This is a genomic window from Natronosalvus amylolyticus (assembly GCF_024298845.1).
Taxonomy (GTDB): domain Archaea; phylum Halobacteriota; class Halobacteria; order Halobacteriales; family Natrialbaceae; genus Natronosalvus; species Natronosalvus amylolyticus.
Window position 1 is genome coordinate 3350977 of the sequence record NZ_CP101156.1, and the last position, 21520, is coordinate 3372496.

The 21520-nt window shown below is 61.1% G+C and carries 24 protein-coding genes; 15 read left to right on the plus strand and 9 right to left on the minus strand.

Annotation, left to right across the window (positions count from 1 at the left end; genetic code table 11):
- Positions 1-14: 14 nt before the first annotated feature.
- From NLK60_RS15635 to NLK60_RS15650, 4 genes are all read left to right on the plus strand, one after another.
- The gene (locus tag NLK60_RS15635) at positions 15-809 is read left to right on the plus strand and encodes a DUF7388 family protein (protein ID WP_254808702.1); all 795 of its coding nucleotides are present in this window, start codon (positions 15-17) and stop codon (positions 807-809) included.
- Positions 810-887: 78 nt separating this feature from the next.
- Entirely contained in the window at positions 888-1379 is a 492-nt protein-coding gene (locus NLK60_RS15640) for a cation:proton antiporter regulatory subunit (protein ID WP_254808703.1), read from the plus strand.
- Between the two features lie 95 nt (positions 1380-1474).
- Positions 1475-2239 carry a creatininase family protein gene (locus NLK60_RS15645; protein WP_254808704.1) on the plus strand — a complete coding sequence of 255 codons (765 nt, stop codon included), beginning with the start codon at positions 1475-1477 and terminating at the stop codon, positions 2237-2239.
- A complete protein-coding gene (locus NLK60_RS15650) occupies positions 2236-3465 on the plus strand; it encodes an NAD(P)/FAD-dependent oxidoreductase (RefSeq protein ID WP_254808705.1) in 1230 nt (409 codons plus the stop codon). The genes NLK60_RS15645 and NLK60_RS15650 overlap by 4 nt, the downstream gene beginning before the upstream one ends.
- Before the next feature lie 24 nt (positions 3466-3489).
- On the opposite strand, the gene NLK60_RS15655 is transcribed toward NLK60_RS15650, so the two are convergent.
- Both NLK60_RS15655 and NLK60_RS15660 read right to left on the minus strand, forming a co-directional pair.
- Positions 3490-4002, minus strand: a complete 513-nt coding sequence (locus NLK60_RS15655; RefSeq protein WP_254808706.1) for an Hsp20/alpha crystallin family protein — start codon at positions 4000-4002, stop codon at positions 3490-3492.
- A gap of 170 nt (positions 4003-4172) precedes the next feature.
- Entirely contained in the window at positions 4173-4331 is a 159-nt protein-coding gene (locus tag NLK60_RS15660) for a DUF7559 family protein (protein ID WP_254808707.1), read from the minus strand.
- Between the two features lie 201 nt (positions 4332-4532).
- On the opposite strand from NLK60_RS15660, the gene NLK60_RS15665 reads away from it, so the two are divergent.
- Both NLK60_RS15665 and NLK60_RS15670 read left to right on the plus strand, forming a co-directional pair.
- Positions 4533-6266, plus strand: a complete 1734-nt coding sequence (locus NLK60_RS15665; RefSeq protein WP_254808708.1) for a radical SAM protein — start codon at positions 4533-4535, stop codon at positions 6264-6266.
- Between the two features lie 158 nt (positions 6267-6424).
- On the plus strand, positions 6425-6856 hold the full coding sequence (locus NLK60_RS15670) for a TRAM domain-containing protein (protein WP_254808709.1): 432 nt from the start codon (positions 6425-6427) through the stop codon (positions 6854-6856).
- Between the two features lie 81 nt (positions 6857-6937).
- On the opposite strand, the gene NLK60_RS15675 is transcribed toward NLK60_RS15670, so the two are convergent.
- The 3 genes from NLK60_RS15675 to NLK60_RS15685 form a co-directional block, all read right to left on the minus strand.
- Positions 6938-7609 (minus strand): YkgJ family cysteine cluster protein, encoded by a 672-nt coding sequence (locus NLK60_RS15675; protein WP_254808710.1) that lies wholly within the window; start codon positions 7607-7609, stop codon positions 6938-6940.
- Positions 7610-7779: 170 nt separating this feature from the next.
- The gene (locus NLK60_RS15680; protein WP_254808711.1) at positions 7780-8592 is read right to left on the minus strand and encodes an MBL fold metallo-hydrolase; all 813 of its coding nucleotides are present in this window, start codon (positions 8590-8592) and stop codon (positions 7780-7782) included.
- Between the two features lie 214 nt (positions 8593-8806).
- A complete protein-coding gene (locus tag NLK60_RS15685) occupies positions 8807-9088 on the minus strand; it encodes a MarR family transcriptional regulator (RefSeq protein ID WP_254808712.1) in 282 nt (93 codons plus the stop codon).
- Between the two features lie 135 nt (positions 9089-9223).
- On the opposite strand from NLK60_RS15685, the gene NLK60_RS15690 reads away from it, so the two are divergent.
- Positions 9224-9628: a PPOX class F420-dependent oxidoreductase gene (locus NLK60_RS15690; RefSeq protein WP_254808713.1), complete on the plus strand. Its 405-nt coding sequence runs from the start codon at positions 9224-9226 to the stop codon at positions 9626-9628.
- 69 nt (positions 9629-9697) lie between these two features.
- On the opposite strand, the gene NLK60_RS15695 is transcribed toward NLK60_RS15690, so the two are convergent.
- Complete coding sequence (locus NLK60_RS15695; protein ID WP_254808714.1) at positions 9698-10090, minus strand: universal stress protein; 393 nt, start codon at positions 10088-10090, stop codon at positions 9698-9700.
- Positions 10091-10222: 132 nt separating this feature from the next.
- Between NLK60_RS15695 and NLK60_RS15700 the strand changes: the two genes are divergently transcribed.
- Genes NLK60_RS15700 through NLK60_RS15715 form a run of 4 tightly spaced genes read left to right on the plus strand, consistent with a single transcriptional unit; the run spans position 10223 to position 15032 of the window.
- Positions 10223-11497, plus strand: a complete 1275-nt coding sequence (locus NLK60_RS15700; RefSeq protein ID WP_254808715.1) for an ABC transporter substrate-binding protein — start codon at positions 10223-10225, stop codon at positions 11495-11497.
- Positions 11498-11515: 18 nt separating this feature from the next.
- A complete protein-coding gene (locus tag NLK60_RS15705; protein WP_254808716.1) occupies positions 11516-13504 on the plus strand; it encodes an ABC transporter permease in 1989 nt (662 codons plus the stop codon).
- Complete coding sequence (locus NLK60_RS15710) at positions 13504-14313, plus strand: ABC transporter ATP-binding protein (RefSeq protein WP_254808717.1); 810 nt, start codon at positions 13504-13506, stop codon at positions 14311-14313. The genes NLK60_RS15705 and NLK60_RS15710 overlap by 1 nt, the downstream gene beginning before the upstream one ends.
- Complete coding sequence (locus NLK60_RS15715) at positions 14313-15032, plus strand: ABC transporter ATP-binding protein (protein ID WP_254808718.1); 720 nt, start codon at positions 14313-14315, stop codon at positions 15030-15032. The genes NLK60_RS15710 and NLK60_RS15715 overlap by 1 nt, the downstream gene beginning before the upstream one ends.
- 168 nt (positions 15033-15200) lie before the next feature.
- Here NLK60_RS15715 and NLK60_RS15720 read toward each other — a convergent pair whose 3' ends face one another.
- The gene (locus NLK60_RS15720; protein ID WP_254808719.1) at positions 15201-16478 is read right to left on the minus strand and encodes an MFS transporter; all 1278 of its coding nucleotides are present in this window, start codon (positions 16476-16478) and stop codon (positions 15201-15203) included.
- Positions 16479-16724: 246 nt separating this feature from the next.
- On the opposite strand from NLK60_RS15720, the gene paaK reads away from it, so the two are divergent.
- Entirely contained in the window at positions 16725-18011 is a 1287-nt protein-coding gene (gene paaK / locus NLK60_RS15725) for a phenylacetate--CoA ligase PaaK (RefSeq protein ID WP_254808720.1), read from the plus strand.
- A 244-nt stretch (positions 18012-18255) separates the two neighbouring features.
- On the opposite strand, the gene NLK60_RS15730 is transcribed toward paaK, so the two are convergent.
- Complete coding sequence (locus NLK60_RS15730; protein WP_254808721.1) at positions 18256-18654, minus strand: PaaI family thioesterase; 399 nt, start codon at positions 18652-18654, stop codon at positions 18256-18258.
- Between the two features lie 195 nt (positions 18655-18849).
- On the opposite strand from NLK60_RS15730, the gene NLK60_RS15735 reads away from it, so the two are divergent.
- Positions 18850-19317 (plus strand): VOC family protein, encoded by a 468-nt coding sequence (locus NLK60_RS15735; RefSeq protein ID WP_254808722.1) that lies wholly within the window; start codon positions 18850-18852, stop codon positions 19315-19317.
- 114 nt (positions 19318-19431) lie between these two features.
- Here the strand turns inward: NLK60_RS15735 and NLK60_RS15740 are convergent, their stop codons facing one another.
- On the minus strand, positions 19432-19569 hold the full coding sequence (locus NLK60_RS15740; protein WP_254808723.1) for a hypothetical protein: 138 nt from the start codon (positions 19567-19569) through the stop codon (positions 19432-19434).
- A gap of 91 nt (positions 19570-19660) precedes the next feature.
- Between NLK60_RS15740 and NLK60_RS15745 the strand changes: the two genes are divergently transcribed.
- Positions 19661-20365: a class I SAM-dependent methyltransferase gene (locus NLK60_RS15745; RefSeq protein WP_254808724.1), complete on the plus strand. Its 705-nt coding sequence runs from the start codon at positions 19661-19663 to the stop codon at positions 20363-20365.
- An 81-nt stretch (positions 20366-20446) separates the two neighbouring features.
- The gene (locus tag NLK60_RS15750; protein WP_254808725.1) at positions 20447-21376 is read left to right on the plus strand and encodes a glycosyltransferase family 2 protein; all 930 of its coding nucleotides are present in this window, start codon (positions 20447-20449) and stop codon (positions 21374-21376) included.
- The last annotated feature ends 144 nt before the right edge of the window (positions 21377-21520 follow it).

Genomic DNA, 21520 nt, shown 5'->3' on the forward strand with positions numbered 1-21520 from the left:
GTCGGTGATCGTCGATGTTGAAAAACACCGCAACTCGAGCGACCGCTCTCGAGGCTGCGGGCCTCGACGCCGTAGCGATCAAACCGGCTGAGTGTACGGTCTCCGACGCCGTCGACCTGCCGGTCGAAACGGTCGCAATCGATTACGAAGGGCGAGCACACCTGCCCGATTTCGATACGCTCGAGGCACTGGCCGAATCCGGAGCGGTCCGTCTGACGACGCCGGTTCGCGCCGACGGATTCGACCCGCTCGGCGACGATTCGTTGGTGCCGACGATTCCCGACGGCGTCGACCGGGTGCTCGTGGCCGGTCACGCCGCGTACCTCACGGAAGCCGAGCAGACCCGGTCGGTCGCCCCGCGCCTCGGTGCTGCCCTCGAGCGGGCCCCCGACGCCTGGGTCGGCACCGAAAGCGTCGAACGGATCGCGATGGCGACCGGTGCAACCCAGTACGACCTGCTGTCGCGCACGACCGAGCGGGAGGTGCGCGCGGTCCGGGCCGCCGGCTTCGACGGCGACATCGTCGTCTACGCGCCGACTGTCTTGACCGCAGACGAAGACGCCGTTCTCGATGCCGTCGGTGCGTACGTCTCGAGACGCCGACCGGTCGCTCGAGCCTTGCCCGATGGTGCACCCACTGACGCCTCGGCGACGGGGCGCGCACGCGAGGTCTTGCTCGCAGCGGCCGAGGACTACGCGCTGGTCGGGACGGCCGATGCGGTCGGTACACAGACGGCGGCACTGCGGGAAGCAGGCGTGACGACCGTCGCTGGGTATCCAGCCCGGGGGCTCGAGTCGTTCCTCGAGTAGGGCTGTACACGTTTCCTCGAATCGAGTTCGATAGTCACGTGAGATGCTATTAAGTCACTGCCCCACGACCCTCTCCGTATGCCGTTCGATGTCAAAGAAACCGTGCTTCCGGGAGTTGGCAAACGCTACGAACTGTATCTCGATGCGAACCGTAGCATTGCCATCGTGGTTCGTTCATCGGGGGAACGACAGGTGTACTTTCGGGAGAATCCAAACGACGATTACGAGGAACAGTACGCGCTGACGGACTCACAGGCGCGGACGCTAGGGCTCTTTCTGGTCGGGGCGTACTACCAGCCCATCGCAGGACAGCTTTCCGAGGAAACCAGCAGCGGAGAACACATCCAGTGGTATTCGGTCACTGAGGAGTCCGGTCTCGCCGGTGCTCGCGAAGACGAGGTCGTGATCGAATCGAAAACTGAGACGACGCTCCTCGGCCTCGAGCGCGACGGCGAGGTCAGGTCGGTGATCGAGAACGACGTCGTCTTCGAGGTCGGAGACCGACTCATCGTTATCGGGACGGCGGATGCACATCAGGAACTCGAGCGATTGTTGGACAGGATTTCGTAGCAACGTCGTATCCGTCCGCGTACTTCCTCCCGGCTTCCTTCTTTCGACGCCCAGTCACCGATACTATAAGTGGCCGGCCCGCCCACCGTCTGGCAATGACTCTGCTCGCCGAACAGACGACGACAGAGGCGGCGACGACGCTCGAGGGTGCCGACGTCGCCGTCTTGCCCGTCGGAAGCACGGAGCAACACGGACCAGCGCTCCCGCTGGGAATGGACCACATGGCTGCCGAGGCGTTCGCGAAGACCGCCCGGGAGCGCGATGACGCCGTCGTCTTGCCGACGATTCCGGTCGGCGTCAGCGTCCATCACCGTCAGTTCGACGGGACGCTGTACGTCTCCGAGGAGGCGTTCGAATCGTTCGTCAGAGAGACACTCGAGAGTCTGGCCGAACACGGGTGTCGGAAGGCCGTGGTTGTGAACGGTCACGGCGGGAATTCGAACGCGCTTCGCAGCGCGGCACGAACGCTTCGTGATGCGGAAACGATGTTCGCTCCACCGTGGAACTGGTGGGATAGCGTTGGGGACCTCGCCGACGAGTTATTCGAGGAGGCCGGCGGCCACGCAGACGCCATGGAATCGAGCGTCCTCTGGCACGTTCGCGAGGACCTGATTCGACCGGCCGAACTCGAGGCCGCCGAGGCGGGAGCCAGCGACGGCTGGGGCGAGTCCGTCCACGGAGCCAATCTGGGATTCGACACCATCGACTTCTCGGAGTCTGGTGCCGTCGGAAAGCCGACGCAGGCGAGCCCGGAGGCGGGCGCTCAGCTATTTGGGGCTGCTCGGGATGAACTGCACGCGCTGCTCGATTGGTTAGTCGAGCGTCCGCTCGAGTCGTGCTGGTCACGGGGGCACGTATGAGCGACGGTCCGGTGGAGGCTCCTGGGCTTGACGGGTCTGATATCGCCGTCGGCGCGGACGCGTTCGTCGACCGTGGTGCCGGTCTCGAGGTCGCCGTCGTCGGAGCGGGTGCGGTCGGCGCGACGGCCGCCTACGACCTGGCGCGGGAGGGCGCGTCAGTCACCCTGTACGAGAAAGGCGGGATTGCGAGTGGCTCGAGCGGGCGGGCGGCAGGCGTCTGTTACAACGCGTTTGCCGACGAACTGGACGCCGAGATTGCGGCCGACGCCATCGAACGCTTTCGCACGCTTTCGGGCGACGAGACGTTCCCGTTCACGGAGTGCCCGTACGTCTGGCTCGTGCGCGAGGGCGACGACCAACGAGTCGACCTGATCCGTGGGGGTATTCGGGAGATGCAAGAAAACGGGGTGGTCGCCCTCGAGGTCGGTCCCGACGAACTGGCCGAGCGTTTCCCCGATCTGCGAACTGACGACGTAGCCGTTGGGGGTATCGCTGGGGCTGCCGGCTACACTGACCCTGCCAGATACACGGCCTGTCTGGCTGCGGCAGCAAGCGGGGCTGGTGCCACCATCGAGACGGAGACGCCCGTCGGGGTTCGAACCGACCCGCCACGAGTCGTACCGACGGCCGATTCGAACTCGGTCGACGACGAACGCGAGTACGACGCCGTCCTCGTCGCGGCAGGCGGCCACACGAAGGCTATTCTCGAGGCTGCGAGTGTCCCGATAGCCATGAAGCCCTATCGCGTCCAGGCGCTGACGGCAACCGAAACGATTACCGAACCGATGTGTTACGACGCGACGGGCGGATTTTACGTCCGGCCGCACGAGATGGGCCTACTCGCCGGCAACGGGACGGAGACGGTCGAGATCGACCCGGATTCGTACGATCGATCGGCCAACCCCGACTTTGCGGCGTCGCTGATCGACCGCGTCACCCACCGATTTCCCGACCTCGAGGTCGACGAAAACGCGGTCGCTCGAGCCTGGGCAGGCGTCTGTACGGCCACGCCAGATCAGGACCCGCTCGTGGGCGAGGTAGCGCAAGGCGTGTACGTCGCGACTGGATTCCAGGGGCACGGCTTCATGCGTGCTCCGGCTATCGGTGCACAGGTCGCCGATCAGCTGCTCGGCGGCGACGGAATCGATCGATTCGACCCAACACGTTTCGACGGCGACGAATCGTTCGACATCGTGGAAGGAATGGATCTCGACGGCCTCGAGTGACCGGTCGTATTTCTGCGCTCCCCGTTAATCGTCGGAGTTGACGGTCGTTTCGGAATCCGTTTCGTCGCTGATACCGGATTCGGCCGTCGGCGTCTCGTCTTGGAACTCGTGGGGTTCCTCGTTCGATGGGACTGGCGAATCCTCCTCGCCGCCCTCGCTCGAACCCTCTTTTGGGATCGATATCTGGAGGGTGCCGCTGTCGGTCAACTTGGCGGTGCCGGCATCAGGGTCGACGACTGCGTCGTCTGGGAGGGCTGCGTCCCCATCGAGGGCCATCCCTCGGCCGGGGAATCGCATCTCGAAGCCGTCGTGATACGATCGAAACCGGTCGATTCGAATCTTTACGTCCCCGTCGAGATACCGAACTTGCAGGTCCTCGGGCTCCGTGCCCGGGGCGTCGAAAACGACCAGATAGGAGGACTCGTTCTCGAGGATGTCGACGGGAAGGGATCGATGCTCCTGGACGTGACTGCTGGCGCGACCGACCTGCCGGTAGAGCGCGCCACCGACGGTCTCTCGCCACGATTTGAAATTCACTTACGTTCACCTCACGGGGACGGCCTTCAGGGAAGCCATCCGGGGCGTGTTCCCCACCTACATAGCTGTATGCTGTCCCAGTTGTTATTCTTTTTGGGTGTGCTAAATAAACGTCAGACAATTCGGTCTGGATTCGCCCCAGGCGTGTTTCGAGTGGATTTTCCGTGGGATTAAACGTTGATCGCGACGAGACAATCCGTCCCGCCACAGACGGGACACTGCAGTTCGGAGACGCCGTAGTCGTCCGGCACGTCGTAGGTGTAGTGGTTCTCGAACATATCGAGGAAGCACTCGTCGTTGGTACACTCGATTTCCTGGGTTGGTGGCATGGAAGGGGGTTGTGCGAGCAACGGTATCAAACCACGGTTCGCGGCACTCGCCGCGTGTCGTCTCGAGAGAGCCAGCGTGTACGTCTCGAGTGACCTCTCTCGAGTGAGTAGCTCGGCTGGGCGGTGGATGTTCGATCCCCAGTGGGACCATGGAGACTCCAGACAGTCACGGTTTTACCGCTCGAGGGGCTACCCAGAGCCATGACTGACCCCGAAACGCTCTCGGTGACGATCGTCGACGGCTACGTCGACGAGCCCGCCCACTTCGGGGTGCCGCCGTACGTGTCGACCTATCCGCGCTATACCGCGGGCGCGCTGGTCGATGCCGGCGTCCCACGCGAAGCGATTACCTATCACACCATCGACGGCCTCCGAGACGAGCCAAACCGGTGGCAGGACGTCGACGAGGCGGACCTGTTGCTCTATCTCGGCGGGATGACCGTCCCCGGAAAGTACGTCGGGGGCACGCCAGCGGAACCCGACGAAGTTCGAAAGCTCGCCTGGACGGCCAGTGGCACGAGTCTGATGGGGGGCCCCGTCAAGTTCGGCGTCGGTGACGCCAACGAGGGAGCGACCGAAACCGAACGCCAGGACCTGGACTTCGATTTCGTCGCCAAAGGTGACGTCGAAGCAGCCGTCTACGATCTGGTTGAAAGCGGCCTCGAGGGGTTCAACAACCGAATGCGCGACGTCGAGGAAGCCAGCCGCTGGGCACGAGCGGGCGCGTTCGTCGTCGAGCAACACCCGAACCATCCGGAGTACCTGATCTGTGAACTCGAGACCGGTCGTGGCTGTGCCTACCGATGTTCGTTCTGTACGGAACCGCTCTACGGAAATCCCTCGTTTCGGCCGCCGTCGTCGGTTATCGAGGAGGTCGACGCGCTTTCAGCCCACGGCGTCACCAACTTCCGCATCGGTCGACAGGCCGACATTCTGGCCTACGGCGGCGACGGGGAAGCGCCCAATCCCGATGCGCTCCGGGAACTGTACGAAGGAATCCGTGCTGTCGCACCGGACCTCGAGACCCTGCATCTCGACAATATGAACCCGATCACCATCGCGAAGTGGCCCGACCAATCTCGCGAGGGTATTCGGATCATCGCCGAACACAATACGCCGGGAGACACCGCCGCGTTCGGCCTCGAGTCGGCCGATCCGGTCGTTCAGGAGGCGAACAACCTCAACGTCTCCGCCGAGGAGTGTCTCGAGGCCGTTCGTATCGTCAACGAGGCTGGCGGCTGGCGTCCGGGTGAGAAACCGGGCACGGGGCCGTCGACGGGGCCGGACGCTGCGGGGCGATTGCCGAAGTTACTCCCCGGGATCAACCTCCTGCACGGGCTGATGGACGAACGCGAGGAAACCTACGACCACAACCTCGAGTTCCTCCAGCAGGTGTACGACGAGGGCCTGATGCTTCGTCGGGTCAACATCCGGCAGGTGATGGCCTTTTCGGGTACCGAGATGGCTGACACCGGCGCGAGTATCGCACATTCGCACAAGAAACTGTTCAAGAAATACAAACGCGAGGTGCGCGAGACGATAGATAATCCGATGTTACAGCGGCTCGCCCCGCCGGGAACCGTCCTGGAGGACGTCTACCTCGAGTATCATCAGGACGGAAAGACGTTCGGTCGGCAGCTCGGGACGTATCCGCTGTTGGTCGGTATTCCGGGTGAACGGCCGCTCGGAACGAGTCTCGACGTTGCGATCGTCGATCACGGCTTCCGATCAGTGACTGCTGTCCCCTATCCGCTCGACCTCAACGTCGCGTCGATGGACGAACTCACGGCGATTCCGGGTGTCGGAAAGCGACGGGCTGGCGACGTCGTCGTCAACCGGCCTCACGAAACGGTTCAGGGGGTGAACGCCGATCTCGAGACGTCGGTCGACCTCTCGTCGTTCACGACGGTTTCGCGGCCGACGACGCTCGAGTGAGCTGGCAAGGATGATTTCACTCGAGCAATGTCGGCTCGCGTCCGACCCACTGTGAACCGCAACACCGCCAAAACGGCGTTCCCGAACCCGGAAATCGAGGGCTGCGGTCGGTAGTTCTATTACGTGTGGGATTCTGACTGATAACTGAGGGTCTACCTGTGGAAATATCTGAAAAACTCCTGTGTCTTTTCAGCACAGATGTCGTAGAAGAAGACGACCGTTACGTTATCGAAATACCGCGTCAGGAAGTCGAAACTGGCGACGTCGAACCGGGTGACATCTACCGGGTTGCGCTGATATCTCGTGAGCGAGAGACCGAAGAGTCGACGACTGCAACGGATGCATCGTCGTCGGCGACGGCACCGTCGCGGCCGGCCGCACCGTCTGAACCCCAGCCACCGGTCGACGTTGGGGAGACGCGCTACGTCGAAATCGAAGACATCGGGAAACAGGGTGACGGCATCGCTCGCGTCGAACGCGGCTATGTAATCATCGTTCCCGGTGCCGAAGTCGGTGAACGCGTCAAAGTCGAAGTAAGCGAAGTCAAATCGAACTTCGCCGTCGGCGAGATAATCGAAGAAACCTTTTAACTCGGTGGGGTCGAGCCCCTCCCAAACGCCGATCTCTGCGTGAAACCATCGGTTTCACGCCTGTTCGGGTTTGGGAAGCCACTATGGGTGCTCGAGCGGCGTTCCATCCGGCCGTTTTGGCCCTTCTGAGTCGTGGACAACGACCCCCTCCGCGTCGACTGGCTGATATCGCTCCAGAACCGCTATTGCCTCTTCGAGTTCCCGTATCGCTCGGCGTTTTAACCCCGCTGCCAGCGTCTCTGCTTCTTTGCGGTCGATGTCCCGGCCCAACCCTTCACACTCGTGGGCGCGGACGATGCCGGCTTCGTCGACGGCTTCGCCCATCGGTTGACTCGTTCCCTCGAGGGCGACGCTGAACGGATAGGTCCGACAGATCAGCGGGCGGTTTTCGTGGACGGTGCATCCACCGCCGTCGGCGGTCGGGTCGTAAAACGTACAGTCACCACACCCGTCGGTTTGGAGCGCCCACTCGAACGTTTCGCCCTCGGGGCCGTCCGTCCCGTCGCGGAGACCATACGGCATCGGTCTGGCGACGTCTCGCCAGTCGTACTCGGTGTCGGTATCAGCCCCCTGTGACTCTCCCAACGTCCGAACTTCGTCCGGAAACACCGTCGCCGTATGTTCGTCCGCTTCCGTCCCCCGGCAGCACGCGCCACAGTGGGTACACTCGAAACCGATCGATTCGATGGCGTCGGCGAGCGCATCCACCTCGAGGTCCCTGGCGGCCTCGAGTTCGTCAACGAGGCTGTTCACGTCTATTCACTGGGACGCGACTCGTATAGACGTCCCGTTTTGGAGCGAAATGCAACGGGTACGCACACTGCTGTCCTGGTGGTGCTCTTCATACGGTTTCCTGTACCGTTTTATGAGTGATTGCCCATACCGAGTCGGCAATCACCGGGAAGAGATGACAGTAAACCGTATCACACCGTCGCCCGGGTACCGTCCCACGTTAGCGCCCCTTCGACGGCCAGTTTCTCGAGGTGGGCGACGACCGTCGCTCGAGCGAGGTCGAACACGTGCGAAACGTCCTTTTCGTATGCCACATCGACGATTGCCTCCGGGCTGGAAGCACCACCGGCGACCGCAACGAGTACCCGCCGTTCACGCTCGAGTCGGTGGGCGAGCAGTCGCTCGAGGACCTCTTGGGGCGCCTCTATTGTGGGCCCATGACCGGGATACAGGCGCTGGGCGTCGTGAGTACGGAGTCGTCGAAGCGTACTCAGGTAGGCGCGCATATCTCCTTCGGGGGCGGTCACGGCAACGCTTCCGTCGGCGATTGCACAATCTCCGACGAGAATAGCCGCCGGTGGCTCGTCCGAACTGTCCACCGATTCCCGGAGCCCAAACGCGACGTGTCCGGTCGTGTGTCCCGGCGCATCGATACACTCGAGCGTCCCGTTCTCGAGCGGTATCGTCTCTCCTGGAACGAATGTCTGGTCGGGTTCGACACCGGTCGCCTCGGTGAACGATCGCTCCCGGCCAGCGCGAGCCCAGACCGTCGCGTCAAACCGCTCGGCGTACGTCGCCACACCACCCACGTGATCAGGATGACAGTGTGTCACGCAGATGTGCTCCACCGTTCGGTTGCTCAGTGCGTCTTCGAGGTCCTGGTCGGGGGTGGCGGGGTCGACGAGCACGACAGGATCGATCCCGATGATGTACGCGTTGGTTCGGCCGGTCGGGACAGCGGCGGGAACGGACAACGGCACTCGGGTAACCTCGGACAGCTTCACTGTTCGTCAGTCGCCCCAGCGAAGTGAAGAGTGTGGTGGTACGAATCGTGTATCCAACGCGGTTTCTGATCGCTCTCGGGCGTGATGAAAAGGGGTGTTGACGGTGGACACCGGAGTGTATGACAGTAACCCGGACGCCAGTCGGCGTCGTCCGGGCGTGGTTGGACGTCGAGACACGGTCGCAGCCGTCTTCTCGACTGGCGGTGCGGCTGGGTTAGTGTTTGAGGTAGTAGACCTGCTTTCGCGCGTCACGGAAACTGTAGCGCGAGTCGATGAGGCCAACGTCCTCGAGGCGGTTGAGCGCGTATCGGACGGTGCGATCCGGGAGGAGCGATTCCTCGGCGAGTTGTCCCTGCGAGAGCGGGGAGTCCGATTCGAGAACCTTGGCGACGAGTTTGGCACTCGGTGGCAGATCGCGAAGGCGGTCACGGTATTCAGCCTCGGAGAGGATCTCCTCGGCGGCTACGGCATGGTCGTCAGCTGTACTCATGCTCATGCAACACACGATTGGGTAGGTGGTCGTAAACCTTCCCTATATGGGGATACGAACAATTGAGATTATAATAGGTGTATAAGGCACATACATATCCGAGTCCGCAGACACTTTTGTCGCCGCCCTCGAGGGTGGGGTATGGAACCAATTCCCGACTCGTTTCTGGACCTCTTCGACCGTAAAACGGTTGCTCACTTCGCGACGATGATGCCCGATGGGACACCGCAAGTGACACCCGTCTGGATCGACGTCGACGAGGAGGGGTACGTGCTGGTGAACACGGCCCGAAATCGGCAGAAAGAGCAGAACGTCCAGCAAAACCCGAAGGTTGGCGTATCGATTCCGGACCCCGAGGATCCGTACCGATATCTCTCCATCCGTGGTGAAGTCGAGGCGGTCACGACCGAGGGTGCAGTCGACCACATCGACTCGCTCACACAGCGGTACTTCGAACGCGAGGAATACCCACATCATGGCGAGGAGGTGGGCGAGCGCGTGATTATCCGTATACGACCGGACCGTGTCGTCGCGAGCGGAGACTGATAGGAGCGCAAATTCTGGCACGCTCGAGTGCGTTCATCCGGCTGCTGTGCCGAGTAACAGCAGTCCCTGTCAGTCGATGCTAGCGTTCAACACCGGACGGTCAGCCTCGAGTAACACGGACTGAGTGACGCTGCCGAAGAGGGCTTTGCCCGTTGGTGTTCGCTGGCGGCCGGAAACGCAAATCGCGTCGGCAGCCACCGACTCGGCGGCCTGGAGGATTTCGGTGGCCGGTTCGCCGCTGGCCTCTCGGAGTTCATACTCGACATCGGCATCCTCGAGGACGCCGATGGCTCGGCGAACCGATGAGAGGCGATTGACGGACGCGCCTTCGGGATTATCGTCGAACACGTGAAGCAATACGGCCTTAACGTTGCTTGCAGCTTCGGGGAGTGATGCGACGGCGGTTGCCTGAGCGATAGCCCGATCGTTGGACGTGTCGATAGCGAGTAAGACAGTGTACATACTGATACATTCGGCTCGGCGGTAAAAATAACTCCGGCGCGTGGAGTGATCACCCGATCGTGTTCGCCCTCTGTTATAAATGCCGTCTATACGCGGCTAAACGTTTATTCACTGCAATAAAGATCATGAACTATGCCTACAGATAACACATCGCGTGGTAGTCGCCGTCGGTTCTTGCAGGCCGCTGGGGCGACGGGTGCCGTGACGTTTGCCGGGTGCGTCGGGGAACTGGACGATGACGATGATACCGTAGCCGACGACGGTAACGGTGAAGAGCCGGCGTTTGATACGGTACAACTCGCCGTCATCGAACCGTATACCGGGCCCTTCAGCGATCTCGGGGAAGAGCGAACACAAGGGACCGAACTGGCGATCGAACAGGTCAACGATAGCGACGAGTTCGATTTCGAAATCGAATACGAAACGTACGATTCACAGTCCGACCCGGAAGACGCACTGACGGAAGCGAGGGACGCCGTCGAAGCAGACGGGGCCCAGTTCATCACCGGCTGTATCTCCAGTGACGTTGCCCTGGCGATGAACGACTTCGCTCTCGAGAACGAGGTCGTCTACACCCCGGGCGCTGCAGACATCGCGATCACCGGTGAGCGCTGTAACGAGTACGTGTTCCGATTCGAGACGAGCACTGCTCAGATCGCCGAGGTCATGGCCCAGTGGACGTACGAAGAGCTCGGTGATCGGATCTTCTATCACATTGCCGATTACGCCTACGGCCAATCAGTGATGAACGAGTTCGAATCCCGAATGCAGGCTCTCAGTGATTCCTACGAGAAGGTAGGAGAAACCCGGGCGGAGTTCGGGGCGACGGACTTCGAGGCCTACATCACCCAGATCGAGGGCGAAGCAGCAAACGCAGACGCGGTCATTATCGGGAGCACGGGCGGTGATCTGGTGGGTTTCCTCGCGCAGGCTTCGGACCGTGGACTGTACGACGAGATTCCGGTCGTCTCGACGACGGCGTCGTTCACCCCGGTCCGAGCGGGTGCTGGCGAAGCCGCCGTCGGCGTCTACAGCGGGGTTCGATACACGCCGGAGGCCGATACCGGTGACAATCAGGCGTTCGTCGAGGCGTATCAGGATGCCTACGATGCGGTCCCGGATAACTTCTCTCGAGTTGGCTACGAATCGGTTCGGATGGTTGCTACCGGCATCCAGGAGGCGGGTTCGAACGATCCGACCGTGGTTAAAGACGTGTTACCGGGTCTCGAGCAGGATACCATCTTCGGTCCGAACGAATTCCGCGAGTGTGACGGACAGGCCGTCAACCCGGTCTGGATGAGTCAGTTAGTCGAAGGAGACGGCGACATGGCGGACGTCGACATTCTTTTCGACCTGGATGGGGAGGACGCGATACCGGACTGTGAAGAGACCGGGTGCGAGCGATAACTACAATTTTTATCTAACATGGTTGGCCTGCTTATTCAACATCTGGTCGACGGTCTGACCGTCGGTCTCGTGTACGTCCTGTTAGCCGCCGGGTTGTCGATTATCTTCGGCGTCATGAACGTCATCAATTTCGCCCACGGGGAACTATTCGCGCTCGGAGCGTACTTCGCGGTTGCGCTGTTAGTCCAGGCGGGGTTGGGTGCTGGCGGCTTCGTCGTCGCGCTCGTTATCGCACCGCTTCTCGTCGGCGTTATCGGGGTCGCAATCGAGCGATTCACCGTCCGTCCGCTGTACGGACGCAATCCGCTGTATCACATCCTGTTGACGTTCGGACTGGTACTCGTCATCAACGACAGTATCTACCTCGTCTGGGGGACTGGCTCGTTCCGGCTCCCTCGACCGGAGATCATCACCGGCACCGTTGGCCTCGCTGGTATCTCAGTCAGTGCGTACAATCTGTTTATGATCGTCATCGGGTCGGCGATGGCGATGTCGGTCTGGGCCGGTCTGAAATACACGAAATACGGTCTGATAATCCGCGCCGGTGCTCAGGACCGCCAGATGGTGCGAAACCTCGGGATCGACATCGACCGGTACTACTCGCTGGTGTTCGGCTTCGGGGCTGCTCTGGCAGCGTTCGCCGGCATCGTTCTCGCCGGACGCCAGCAAGTGACGCCCGAACTCGGCATGTCGTACATAATCCCGGCGTTCGTCATCGTCGTCCTCGGCGGCCTCGGTAGCTTCAGAGGTGCCGTCGCTGGCGGCCTCCTCGTCGGTATCCTGCAGGAATCTATTCTGCGACCGTACTTTCCGGCACTCGAGGGGATGATCATCTTCCTGCTGATGATCGGTATCCTCATTCTGCGTCCGCAGGGCCTCTTCGGAACCGAGTTTGCCGAAGACGAGAGCCACGAACTCCTGACGAGTTCCGGAGGGGGACTGATAGATCACCAGACCCGGCTTCGACTCGGGGGGTTACTGATCGGGCTATTGGTACTGTTACCGGTTTTGGCGAACGTCCTCGGCAATCCACAGTGGGTCACGCTCGGGACGCGGGTCCTGATCTGGGGGTTATTCGCGCTCTCCCTGGATTTCGTGATGGGATATACGGGACTGGTTTCGCTCGGTCACGCGCTCTTCCTCGGACTGGGGGCGTACGTCGCTGCCCTCACGCTGGTCCACATGACCGGTTCGGTGTTCGTCGCCCTCGTACTCGCGATTGCCGTTTCGGCAGCCATCGCCTGGGTCGTGGGCTATCTCTCGATACGGGTCCACGGGGTGTATTTCGCGATGATCACGCTCGCGTTCGCCGAACTCTACTACAACTTCCTGTACCGTGTCGAATTTACTGGCGGCTCCGAGGGACTCGGTCTGCTCGGTATCGACCGCTACTACGGCGTTGCAGGCGCGGGAATCGACGTCGGGACGAGCGGCATCTTCGTCGGGCCCGTTGTCATCACCGGGCGTGCGCTCTTTTTCTATCTCGTACTCGGTTCGCTCATCTTTGCATATCTAGTGACCCGTCAAATGCTTCGTTCTCCGTTCGGTTCAGTGCTGAAATCCATCCGTGAAAACGAAGAACGAGCGACGTTTATCGGGTACGACACCGTCGTCTACAAACGACGTGCGTTCGTCGTCAGCGGTGCGTTCGCCGGGCTTGCTGGTGGGTTGTTCGCGCTCAACAACGCCTTCGTCTCGCCCTCTGTCGCCGAGTGGTTGAAATCCGGAGAAGTGATCGTCATGGTTATTCTCGGTGGTATGGGGACGCTTTACGGCCCCATCATCGGAGCTGGTGCCTACTTCGGCCTCGAATCAGTCATCAGTGACTTCACTACCCGATGGCGGCTGGTACTCGGTGTGATCTTCGTTCTATTCGTCATCTTCCTCCCTCGAGGCCTCGTCTCGCTTCCGGCACTGCTCGACCGTCATCTCTCGGGAGCGGGTCCGGGGCCAGGACCAGAACCCGACGTGGCGACTGAGGACTCGAGCCATGGGGGTGATGACTGATGGCGGCCGAGACGACCGGCGACCGGGCGAACGTCACGGCACAACGAGGGGAGACGATTCTCGAACTCGAGGGGCTGGTCAAACGCTTCGGCGAGTTCGCGGCTATCGACGGCGTCGACATGATGGTCGAACGCGGGGAGTTCCGGAGCGTCATCGGCCCGAACGGAGCTGGGAAGACCACGCTGTTCAATCTCATCTCCGGGGCGCTCCCGGTGACCAGCGGAACCGTCCGATTCGACGGCGACGACATCACGTCACTGTCGCCGGAAGCCCGGGTTCGCGCCGGCATCGGCCGTTCGTTCCAGATCTCGAACGTCTTTGGCGGGTTGTCCGTCCGGGAAAACGTCAGATTGGCCGCCCAGGCCAATCGGCAAGCTGAGTACGGCATCGTCGAATCGCTGTTCAAAACGACCGACCGGTACGCCGACATCAACGAGGCCACCGACCGAACGCTCGAGCGGGTCGACCTCACCAACCTGGCCGACGTCGAAGCGAACGCACTCGCCTACGGTGATCGACGACGACTCGAGATCGGTGTGGTTCTGGCTGCTGATCCGGCACTCGTATTACTCGACGAGCCGACGGCCGGGATGAGCGTCGAAGAGACCCGCGAAACGATCGATCTGATAGAGGAGGTGCTGGTCGACCAGACGTTACTGTTGATCGAACACGACATCGAACTCGTTATGGAACTCTCAGATCACATTACGGTGTTGAATCGCGGTGAGGTCATCGCCGACGGGTCGCCCGAACGGATCGCTGCCGATCAGGCCGTCCAGGACGCCTACCTCGGCGGGGTGGTCGAGTAATGACCAACCCCGTGTTGTCACTCGAGAACGTCAACGCCGGCTACGGTGAGACACAGGTCCTCAGAAACCTCTCGCTGGAGGTCGGTGCGGGTGAAGTCGTCTCTCTCGTCGGACGAAACGGGGCCGGCAAGACGACGACGTTGCGAACCATACTGGGGATCATCACGCCGATGTCCGGAACCGTTGCCTATCGAGGTGAAGACATCAGCGCCATCGAGGCTACCGAGACTGTCAGACGGGGGATCGCACTGGTCCCGGAAGAGCGACGGATCTTTCCCGAACTCACCGTACGCGAAAACCTCGAGCTGGCGGCGCTCGGCGGTGCCGATAGCGAAAACGCGTTATCACTCGATGAGGTACTGGGGATGTTCGAGAACCTCGCCGAGCGAACCGAGAACATCGGATCGTCACTGTCCGGCGGTGAACAACAGATGTTGGCCATCGCCCGAGCGCTCGTGGGCGGGGCGGAACTGATCTTGCTCGACGAACCGACCGAAGGGTTGGCCCCGTTCATCGTGCAGGACGTGATGGATATCGTGCGACAGCTCAACGACCGGGGGATTACCGTGTTACTGGTCGAACAGAACGTCCACGTTGGCCTCGAACTGGCCGATCGAAACTACGTCATCAACCAGGGCGAAATCGTCTACGAGGGGACCTCGGCCGAACTCGAGGCTGACGAGGATATCCTCGAGCAGTACCTCGGCGTGACGAACTGACGAGGTTTCCGTTCGTGGCAGGACGTGGCCCGTTTTCTCATCGTGTTCCGTTCGGTACCAGCGTGGGCCAACGTTCGGCGGAACGACAACCGGCGGCCTCACAGGGTTCTTGTCGCCCCATCGGGGATCGGTTCGTCGCTGACCGGGACACGGTTACAACAATCCCTATCAACCGTCAGGGAGCTTCCAGTGTAACCACAGCCCACAGCAGAGTGCGACGACGATAGCGGCTGTCGCGATACCGAACGCGACCTGGTATCCGAATTCAGTGTACACGCGGGACCCGGCGACAGTTTCTCCGGTCCAGTACGTGTCGAGGGCGTATCCCATGGCAGTCGGAAAGACGGCTGCCCCGAGAAATGCCGCCCCGTTGACCGTGGCAGTCGAGACACCACTTGCTGCAGTCGCGTGGCGATCTTTGATAACGGCGTAACTGAGCGTGAACGCTCCGAGGGTGGCTCCCGAAGTAAAGTAAATCAGTGCGACGATGCCCTGGTGGGGTGAGGGGACGAGGGTGAGGACGCCGAAACCGGCGACGTAGACGATTCCGCCACCGACGATCAAACCGGTTCGGGTCTCGAAGCGATCGGCAACCCAGCCGAACGTCGGTGGGCCGACGAGCAGTCCGAAGCTCCCGAGGAGCGTGTAGTACGACGCCGTCGTCACCGAAACGCCCTGGGTCTGGACGACGTAAGGAACGCCCCACAGGCCGAGGAGTGTGATCAACACCCCCGTCGAGCAAAACAGCATCAGACTTATGACCCACGTCTCGCGCTCGGCCAGTACCGCTCGAAGGTTTTGCAGCACTTCCTCGAGCGTCAACGTCGTGCCCGTTTCGACGTCTTCGATCGGCTCGAGGCCGGCCGACTCGGGCGAGTCTCGCGCGAGCAGCCAGACGACGCCCGCAAACAGTAGCCCAACGACGCCGAGGGCGAACATCGTCGGTCGCCAGCCGAACGCGTTGGCAGCGAGGGCGAGCGGGGTCGTCGCCATAATGCCGCCGAGCCCGGCGATCGCGATCGTGAGTCCGTTCATCGTCGCAAACTCGTCGGCGCGAAACCAGTTCGCGCAAAACCGTAGGGTCGAAATGAAGATGACGGCACCGCCGAGACCGATCAGCGCCCGGCTGAGAAACGCGACATGGTAGGTCTGTGCAAGGGCGAAACCGATCGCGCCCACGTTGAAGACGATGGCCCCGGCGGTAGCTGTCTTGCGTGGCCCGGCCCGGTCTGCGAGGATGCCGGTCGGGAGTTGCATGAGTGCATAGATGTAAAAGAAGGAGGCATGGAGCGTTCCGAGGCCTGCGCCGGTCGTATTGAAGCCGGCCATCAATCGATCTGCGAGAACGGCCGACGACAGCCGGTAGAGGTTCACGAGCAAGAAGACGATTGCCAGCACCGTCCAGACGAGCCAGCGTCGACGCAGGGGGTCGGTACGCAATGACACGACGTGGCATACGCGTACCGGTATGAAAATACTTCCCCGCCAAACGGTCATGCTGGGTGGGAGGTTCTGGCTCGAGCGAGAGACCACAGTAGCCAGTAAACGTCATTGCACACCCTCTCGCAATACAGCGTCGCGAGAGGTGTGTCAATCGTTTCACTGACTACTATGGCACGTGAGCAAAAGAGTCGAATCCCACATCATCAACCGATATGATTTTTATGTGGCGTGTTAGTGCATAACGTGGGGATGACCTACAACGATATCGAGACGGCCGATCGGGATGACCTCAGACAGCTGCAAAGCGAACGCCTTCGAAAAATCGTCAAACAGGCGTACGAGAACGTCGACTATTATCGCGACCAGCTCGACGCGCAAGGTGTCTCTCCCGCGGACATCGATTCGATCGACGATATCTCGAGGTTGCCGTTCACGACGAAAGAGGTGTTCCGAGACGAGTATCCCGACGGGCTGTTCGCCGTTCCCGACGAGGAGATCCGCCGGATCCACGCCTCTTCGGGAACGACCGGTAAGCCAAAGATCGTTTCCTACACGCAATCCGACCTCGAGGTCTGGTACGAGGCGATGGCTCGATCGCTGTATGCGGCGGGCGTCGACCCCGGCCAGACGTTTCAGAACGCCTACGGCTACGGGCTGTTCACCGGCGGTCTCGGTTTCCACGATGGTATCGAAGAACTCGGTGCGACGGTCGTTCCGACCGGTGGTGGCGATACGGCCAAACAGATCGAGATGCTCGAGGACCTGGGGAGTGACGCACTCGGCTGTACGCCGTCGTACTGTCTGTACCTGGCGGAGCGAGCGGCCGAGCGCGGGGTTGACATCCGTGATCTCCCGCTTTCGACGGTCGTTATCGGGGCTGAACCGTTCACCGACCCCATGCGCGATGAGATTGAAGAGCAACTCGACGTCACCGCCATCGATATCTACGGTCTCTCAGAGATCGTCGGCCCGGGGGTCTCCGTCGAGTGCGCACACGCCCAGGACGGACTGCACATCTGGGAGGACCACTTCTATCCGGAAATCGTCGACCCGGATACGGGGGAACCGCTCGAGGAGGGCGAACGCGGCGAACTCGTTTTGACGACGTTGTCGAAAGAAGCGCTCCCAGTCTTGCGCTATCGGACCGGTGATATCACGCGACTGTACTATGACGAGTGTGAATGCGGACGGACGATGGTGCGGATGGATAACGTTCGCGGGCGCGTCGACGACTTGCTCATCGTCCGTGGGATCAACGTGTACGCGAGTTCCATTGAGGAGGTCATGCTCGAGTTCGAGGCCGTCGCGCCCCACTATCGTATCGATCTGTATCGGGAGGATCAACTCGACACGATGGAGATCACCGTCGAGCACCACGAGGAGTTCGAGGGCGACCCTGCGGAACTACGTGAGCGGATTCAAAACCGACTCGACGACGTACTCGGTATCAGCGTGGATAAAATAGACGTCGTTCCCTACGGCGACATCGAACGAACCGAAGTGGGCAAGGTACGGCGCGTGTTCGACCATCGCTGAGAATCGCCAGTTCAGCGGTTCGGTGGCGTTTTTGTGGACGTCTGCAGTCAGTGTTTACAGCCAGCCGAGGCAAATACCGGTTTCTCGAGGCCGAGATTTGAGGACCATCGCACACCCTTCGTCGAGCAGCCCCGTTCCGACCTCGAGCGATAACGCCGTTGTCCACTCGAGTAGCCGAGGCCCTACGCTGAGGGCAATAGCCCACTTCGACGCACGAGGCCGATAGCCGGTCTCAAACGGCGTTTCACGCGCCGGGACGATACACGCGCCCTCTGAACGTCGCTATTCGGTCCTCGCCGTCGGTGACGACAACCTCGTACTCGGCCGTTCGACCGCCGACGTGCGTCTCGGTCGCCGTCGCCGTCACCGTCGTTCCGACGTCGACCGCCTCGAGGTAGGAGATGTTCGTCTCGAGAGCGAACGCGGTCTCGCCGGCCGCATTTGAAGCGGCGGCGAACGCGGCGTCAGCGACGGAGTAAATCGCGCCGCCATGTGGGGTCCCGTGGAAGTTCACCAGGTCGTCAGTAATGGACAACCGTGTTCGAGCACGGCCGGCCTCGGCCTGGACGAGTTCGATACCCAGCGTCTGGCAGTAGGCGTCGTCTTCGATACGTGCCCGGAGTGAGTCCTCGACGTCCGTCATAGCATGGCCAACGGTCTCATTGTATGTAATAGTAATTCGTGGAACTAATCGAGACACTCGAGCGGTATCGTCTCCACTCGAGTGTCCCAGGACTTCCACGAATCGCTATATGTCTCCACGACAGCTCATCTCTGGAGGAATTCGCTCGCCGTTCGGATGCCAACAATTACCACATTGGTGGCCGTTTTACCGTCTATGCCCGAGCCACCACGCATGCGTCTCGACCACGTCGGCATCGCTGTCGAGTCGATTCCCGACGCCGAGGGACTGCTCTTTGCCCTTGGTGCGAAGAAGGTTCACGAAGAGGTCACCGACGACACCTTCACCTGGGCGACGTACCGACTCGGCGATGCGTCCCGATTCGAACTCATTGCTCCGCTCGAGGGTACCGACTCGTTTCTCACGGCCTACCTCGAGCGACACGGCCCCGGACTGCACCACGTGACGCTCGAAGTGGCGGACATCGATACGGCGGTAGACGTGATCGAGACCGCGGGATACCGGGTTATCGATTACGACGACAGGAACGACTGGGCGGAGGCATTTATTTCGCCTCGCAATCCCACTGGTGCACTCATCCAACTGATGGAGTATCACGATTCGTACGCCCAGAATCGAGAGACCGACGAGAAGGGACTTTTCGTCCGCGGCGACCCAATATGACCATATTTCTCTGGGGTCGACGCAAAATGCGTTCAAAGGGAATTTCGCACTAGTGTACCGTCAATTCCCGACCTCGTTGCGGGCGTTTGACGGCACGTGAGGACAACGATCCCATCAGAACCGTCCCGGTTCACGGTACGTGCCGATCACACCGTGACAGTCCGGACAGTGGACGCGTAGCAAATCCCCCGATTCGTGGCGAACGAGGTCGGCGGCCTCGAGCGAGCGCTCGCAGTAGGTGCAGGTCGGCATACTGTGTCATACGTTAGCAGGAAATAAAACGTGTTCCCTCGACCCGAGTCCAGTATCGTTTTATCCTCCGGGGAAAGTAGATTCCATCAGTGTGAAAGGACAGGAGTGGTACCAGGCCGACGACATCGCCGAGGAGTACGACGATAAGCGGTTCTCTCGGGGCGGTCAGCTTATCGACCGGCGGGAGAAAACCGCCGTTCTCGACGCGCTTGGACCGCTCGAGGGCCGGGACGTACTCGAAATTGCCTGTGGTACCGGGCGATTTACCGTCATGCTCGCCGAGCAGGGCGCGAACGTCGTTGGACTCGATATTTCAGCAGCAATGTTACAGCAGGGACGCAAGAAAGCGCACGCGAGCGGTGTCGACGATTCGCTCGAGTTCCTTCGCGGGGACGCGGGACGGCTGCCGTTTCCGGACGACCACTTCGATACGGTCGTCGCCATGCGTTTTTTCCACCTTGCCGACGATCCGGCAGCGTTCCTGAGTGAGATGAAACGCGTTGCACGCGAACAGATCGTGTTCGATACGTTCAACCGGTTCAGTTCCCGCAGCGTCTACAACTGGGCGCTACCGATGGGGTCGCGTCTGTATTCGACGAAGGAAGTGAGTGTGTTGCTCGCGAAAAACGGCCTCGAACTGGTCGACGCCGAACACGATTTCCTCGTACCGTACGGTCTCTACAGAGCGATTCCGAACGTTCTCGCATCCCCCATTCGAGCCCTCGATTCGGCAGTGGGTCGACTGCCGTTAACTGACCACCTCATGTCTGTCTCCTACTGGAACGTCAGGGTTTGACACCCCGACGTATCAGCGAATAATCGTATTTTGCGGCAAAACCCAGCCTATTTTTACTCTCGGACGAATTTATCCGTCAACATGAGTTCGTCGCTCTCGGTAGTCGTTTCGACGTTGAACGGCCGAGAGCAGTTGCTTTCGTGTCTCGACGCCCTTCATCGGGAACTCCCCACCTCGAGTGAACTGATCGTCGTGAACGGGCCGTCTTCTGATGGCACGTCCGGTGCGGTCCGGGACCGTGACGACGTCGACGTGCTCGTCGAAATATCCGAACGGACGCCGAACGTCTCCCGGAACGCCGGCATCGAGCAGGCGACGGGTGATGCCGTTGCGTTCCTCGGTGATGCCTACGCAGTCGAATCGGGCTGGTACGATGCGATCTGTGGCACGATAGACCATGGAGCAGACGTCGTGACTGGGCCAATCCGTGGTCAACGAGTGGCTGAGGAACCACGGCGTGATTCGAGCCAGCCGCCGGAACAACGGACGATACGCCGACGCACAGTGACGCCGTTTGCCCCCGAAAACGTCGTCATTGATCGAACGGTTCTGGAGGCACTCGATGGTTTCGACGAGTACCCACAAACCGCTGACGGCGTCGAGTGTGCCCATCGGGTCGCCGGCCTGGGTTTCGACGTCACCTGGAGCGACGAGATGGCCGTTCGAAACGAAGTCGGTACCGACGGCGGCAGGCCCGACGCTGCATGGGGCGACCGGTATCGTTCGCGGTCGTACCGTCTCGTGAAAAACTACGGCCTCTGGCCGTCGGTCGTCGGCCGACTCGTCTGTCGCGCACTTGCCGACGGTGCGAGTGGCGCTCGAGGCATTCTTTCGGGTGAGGGAACGCCAACCGGCTGGCTCGGCAACGGTGTCAGCGTGCTCAAAGGCTCTGCCCGAGGGTTACTCGATGGCCTCCGTTCACGCTATGCCGACCGTAGCACGCGTCGGAATCCACACGGACTCTCCTCACGACACGACCGGGCGGTGCAAGTGTACGACCGCCGTTCCTGATACTCTTGGACCCCTTGTGTGAAGTTTCTCGCAACCTCGTGCTGGCGAGCGCCTTTCACGACTTAGTACTCCGTCGAGCGTTGATCTGTAAACCGAACCCGACAACCGCTATCGGGTCGGCTTACATACTCAGGCGTGACGAAC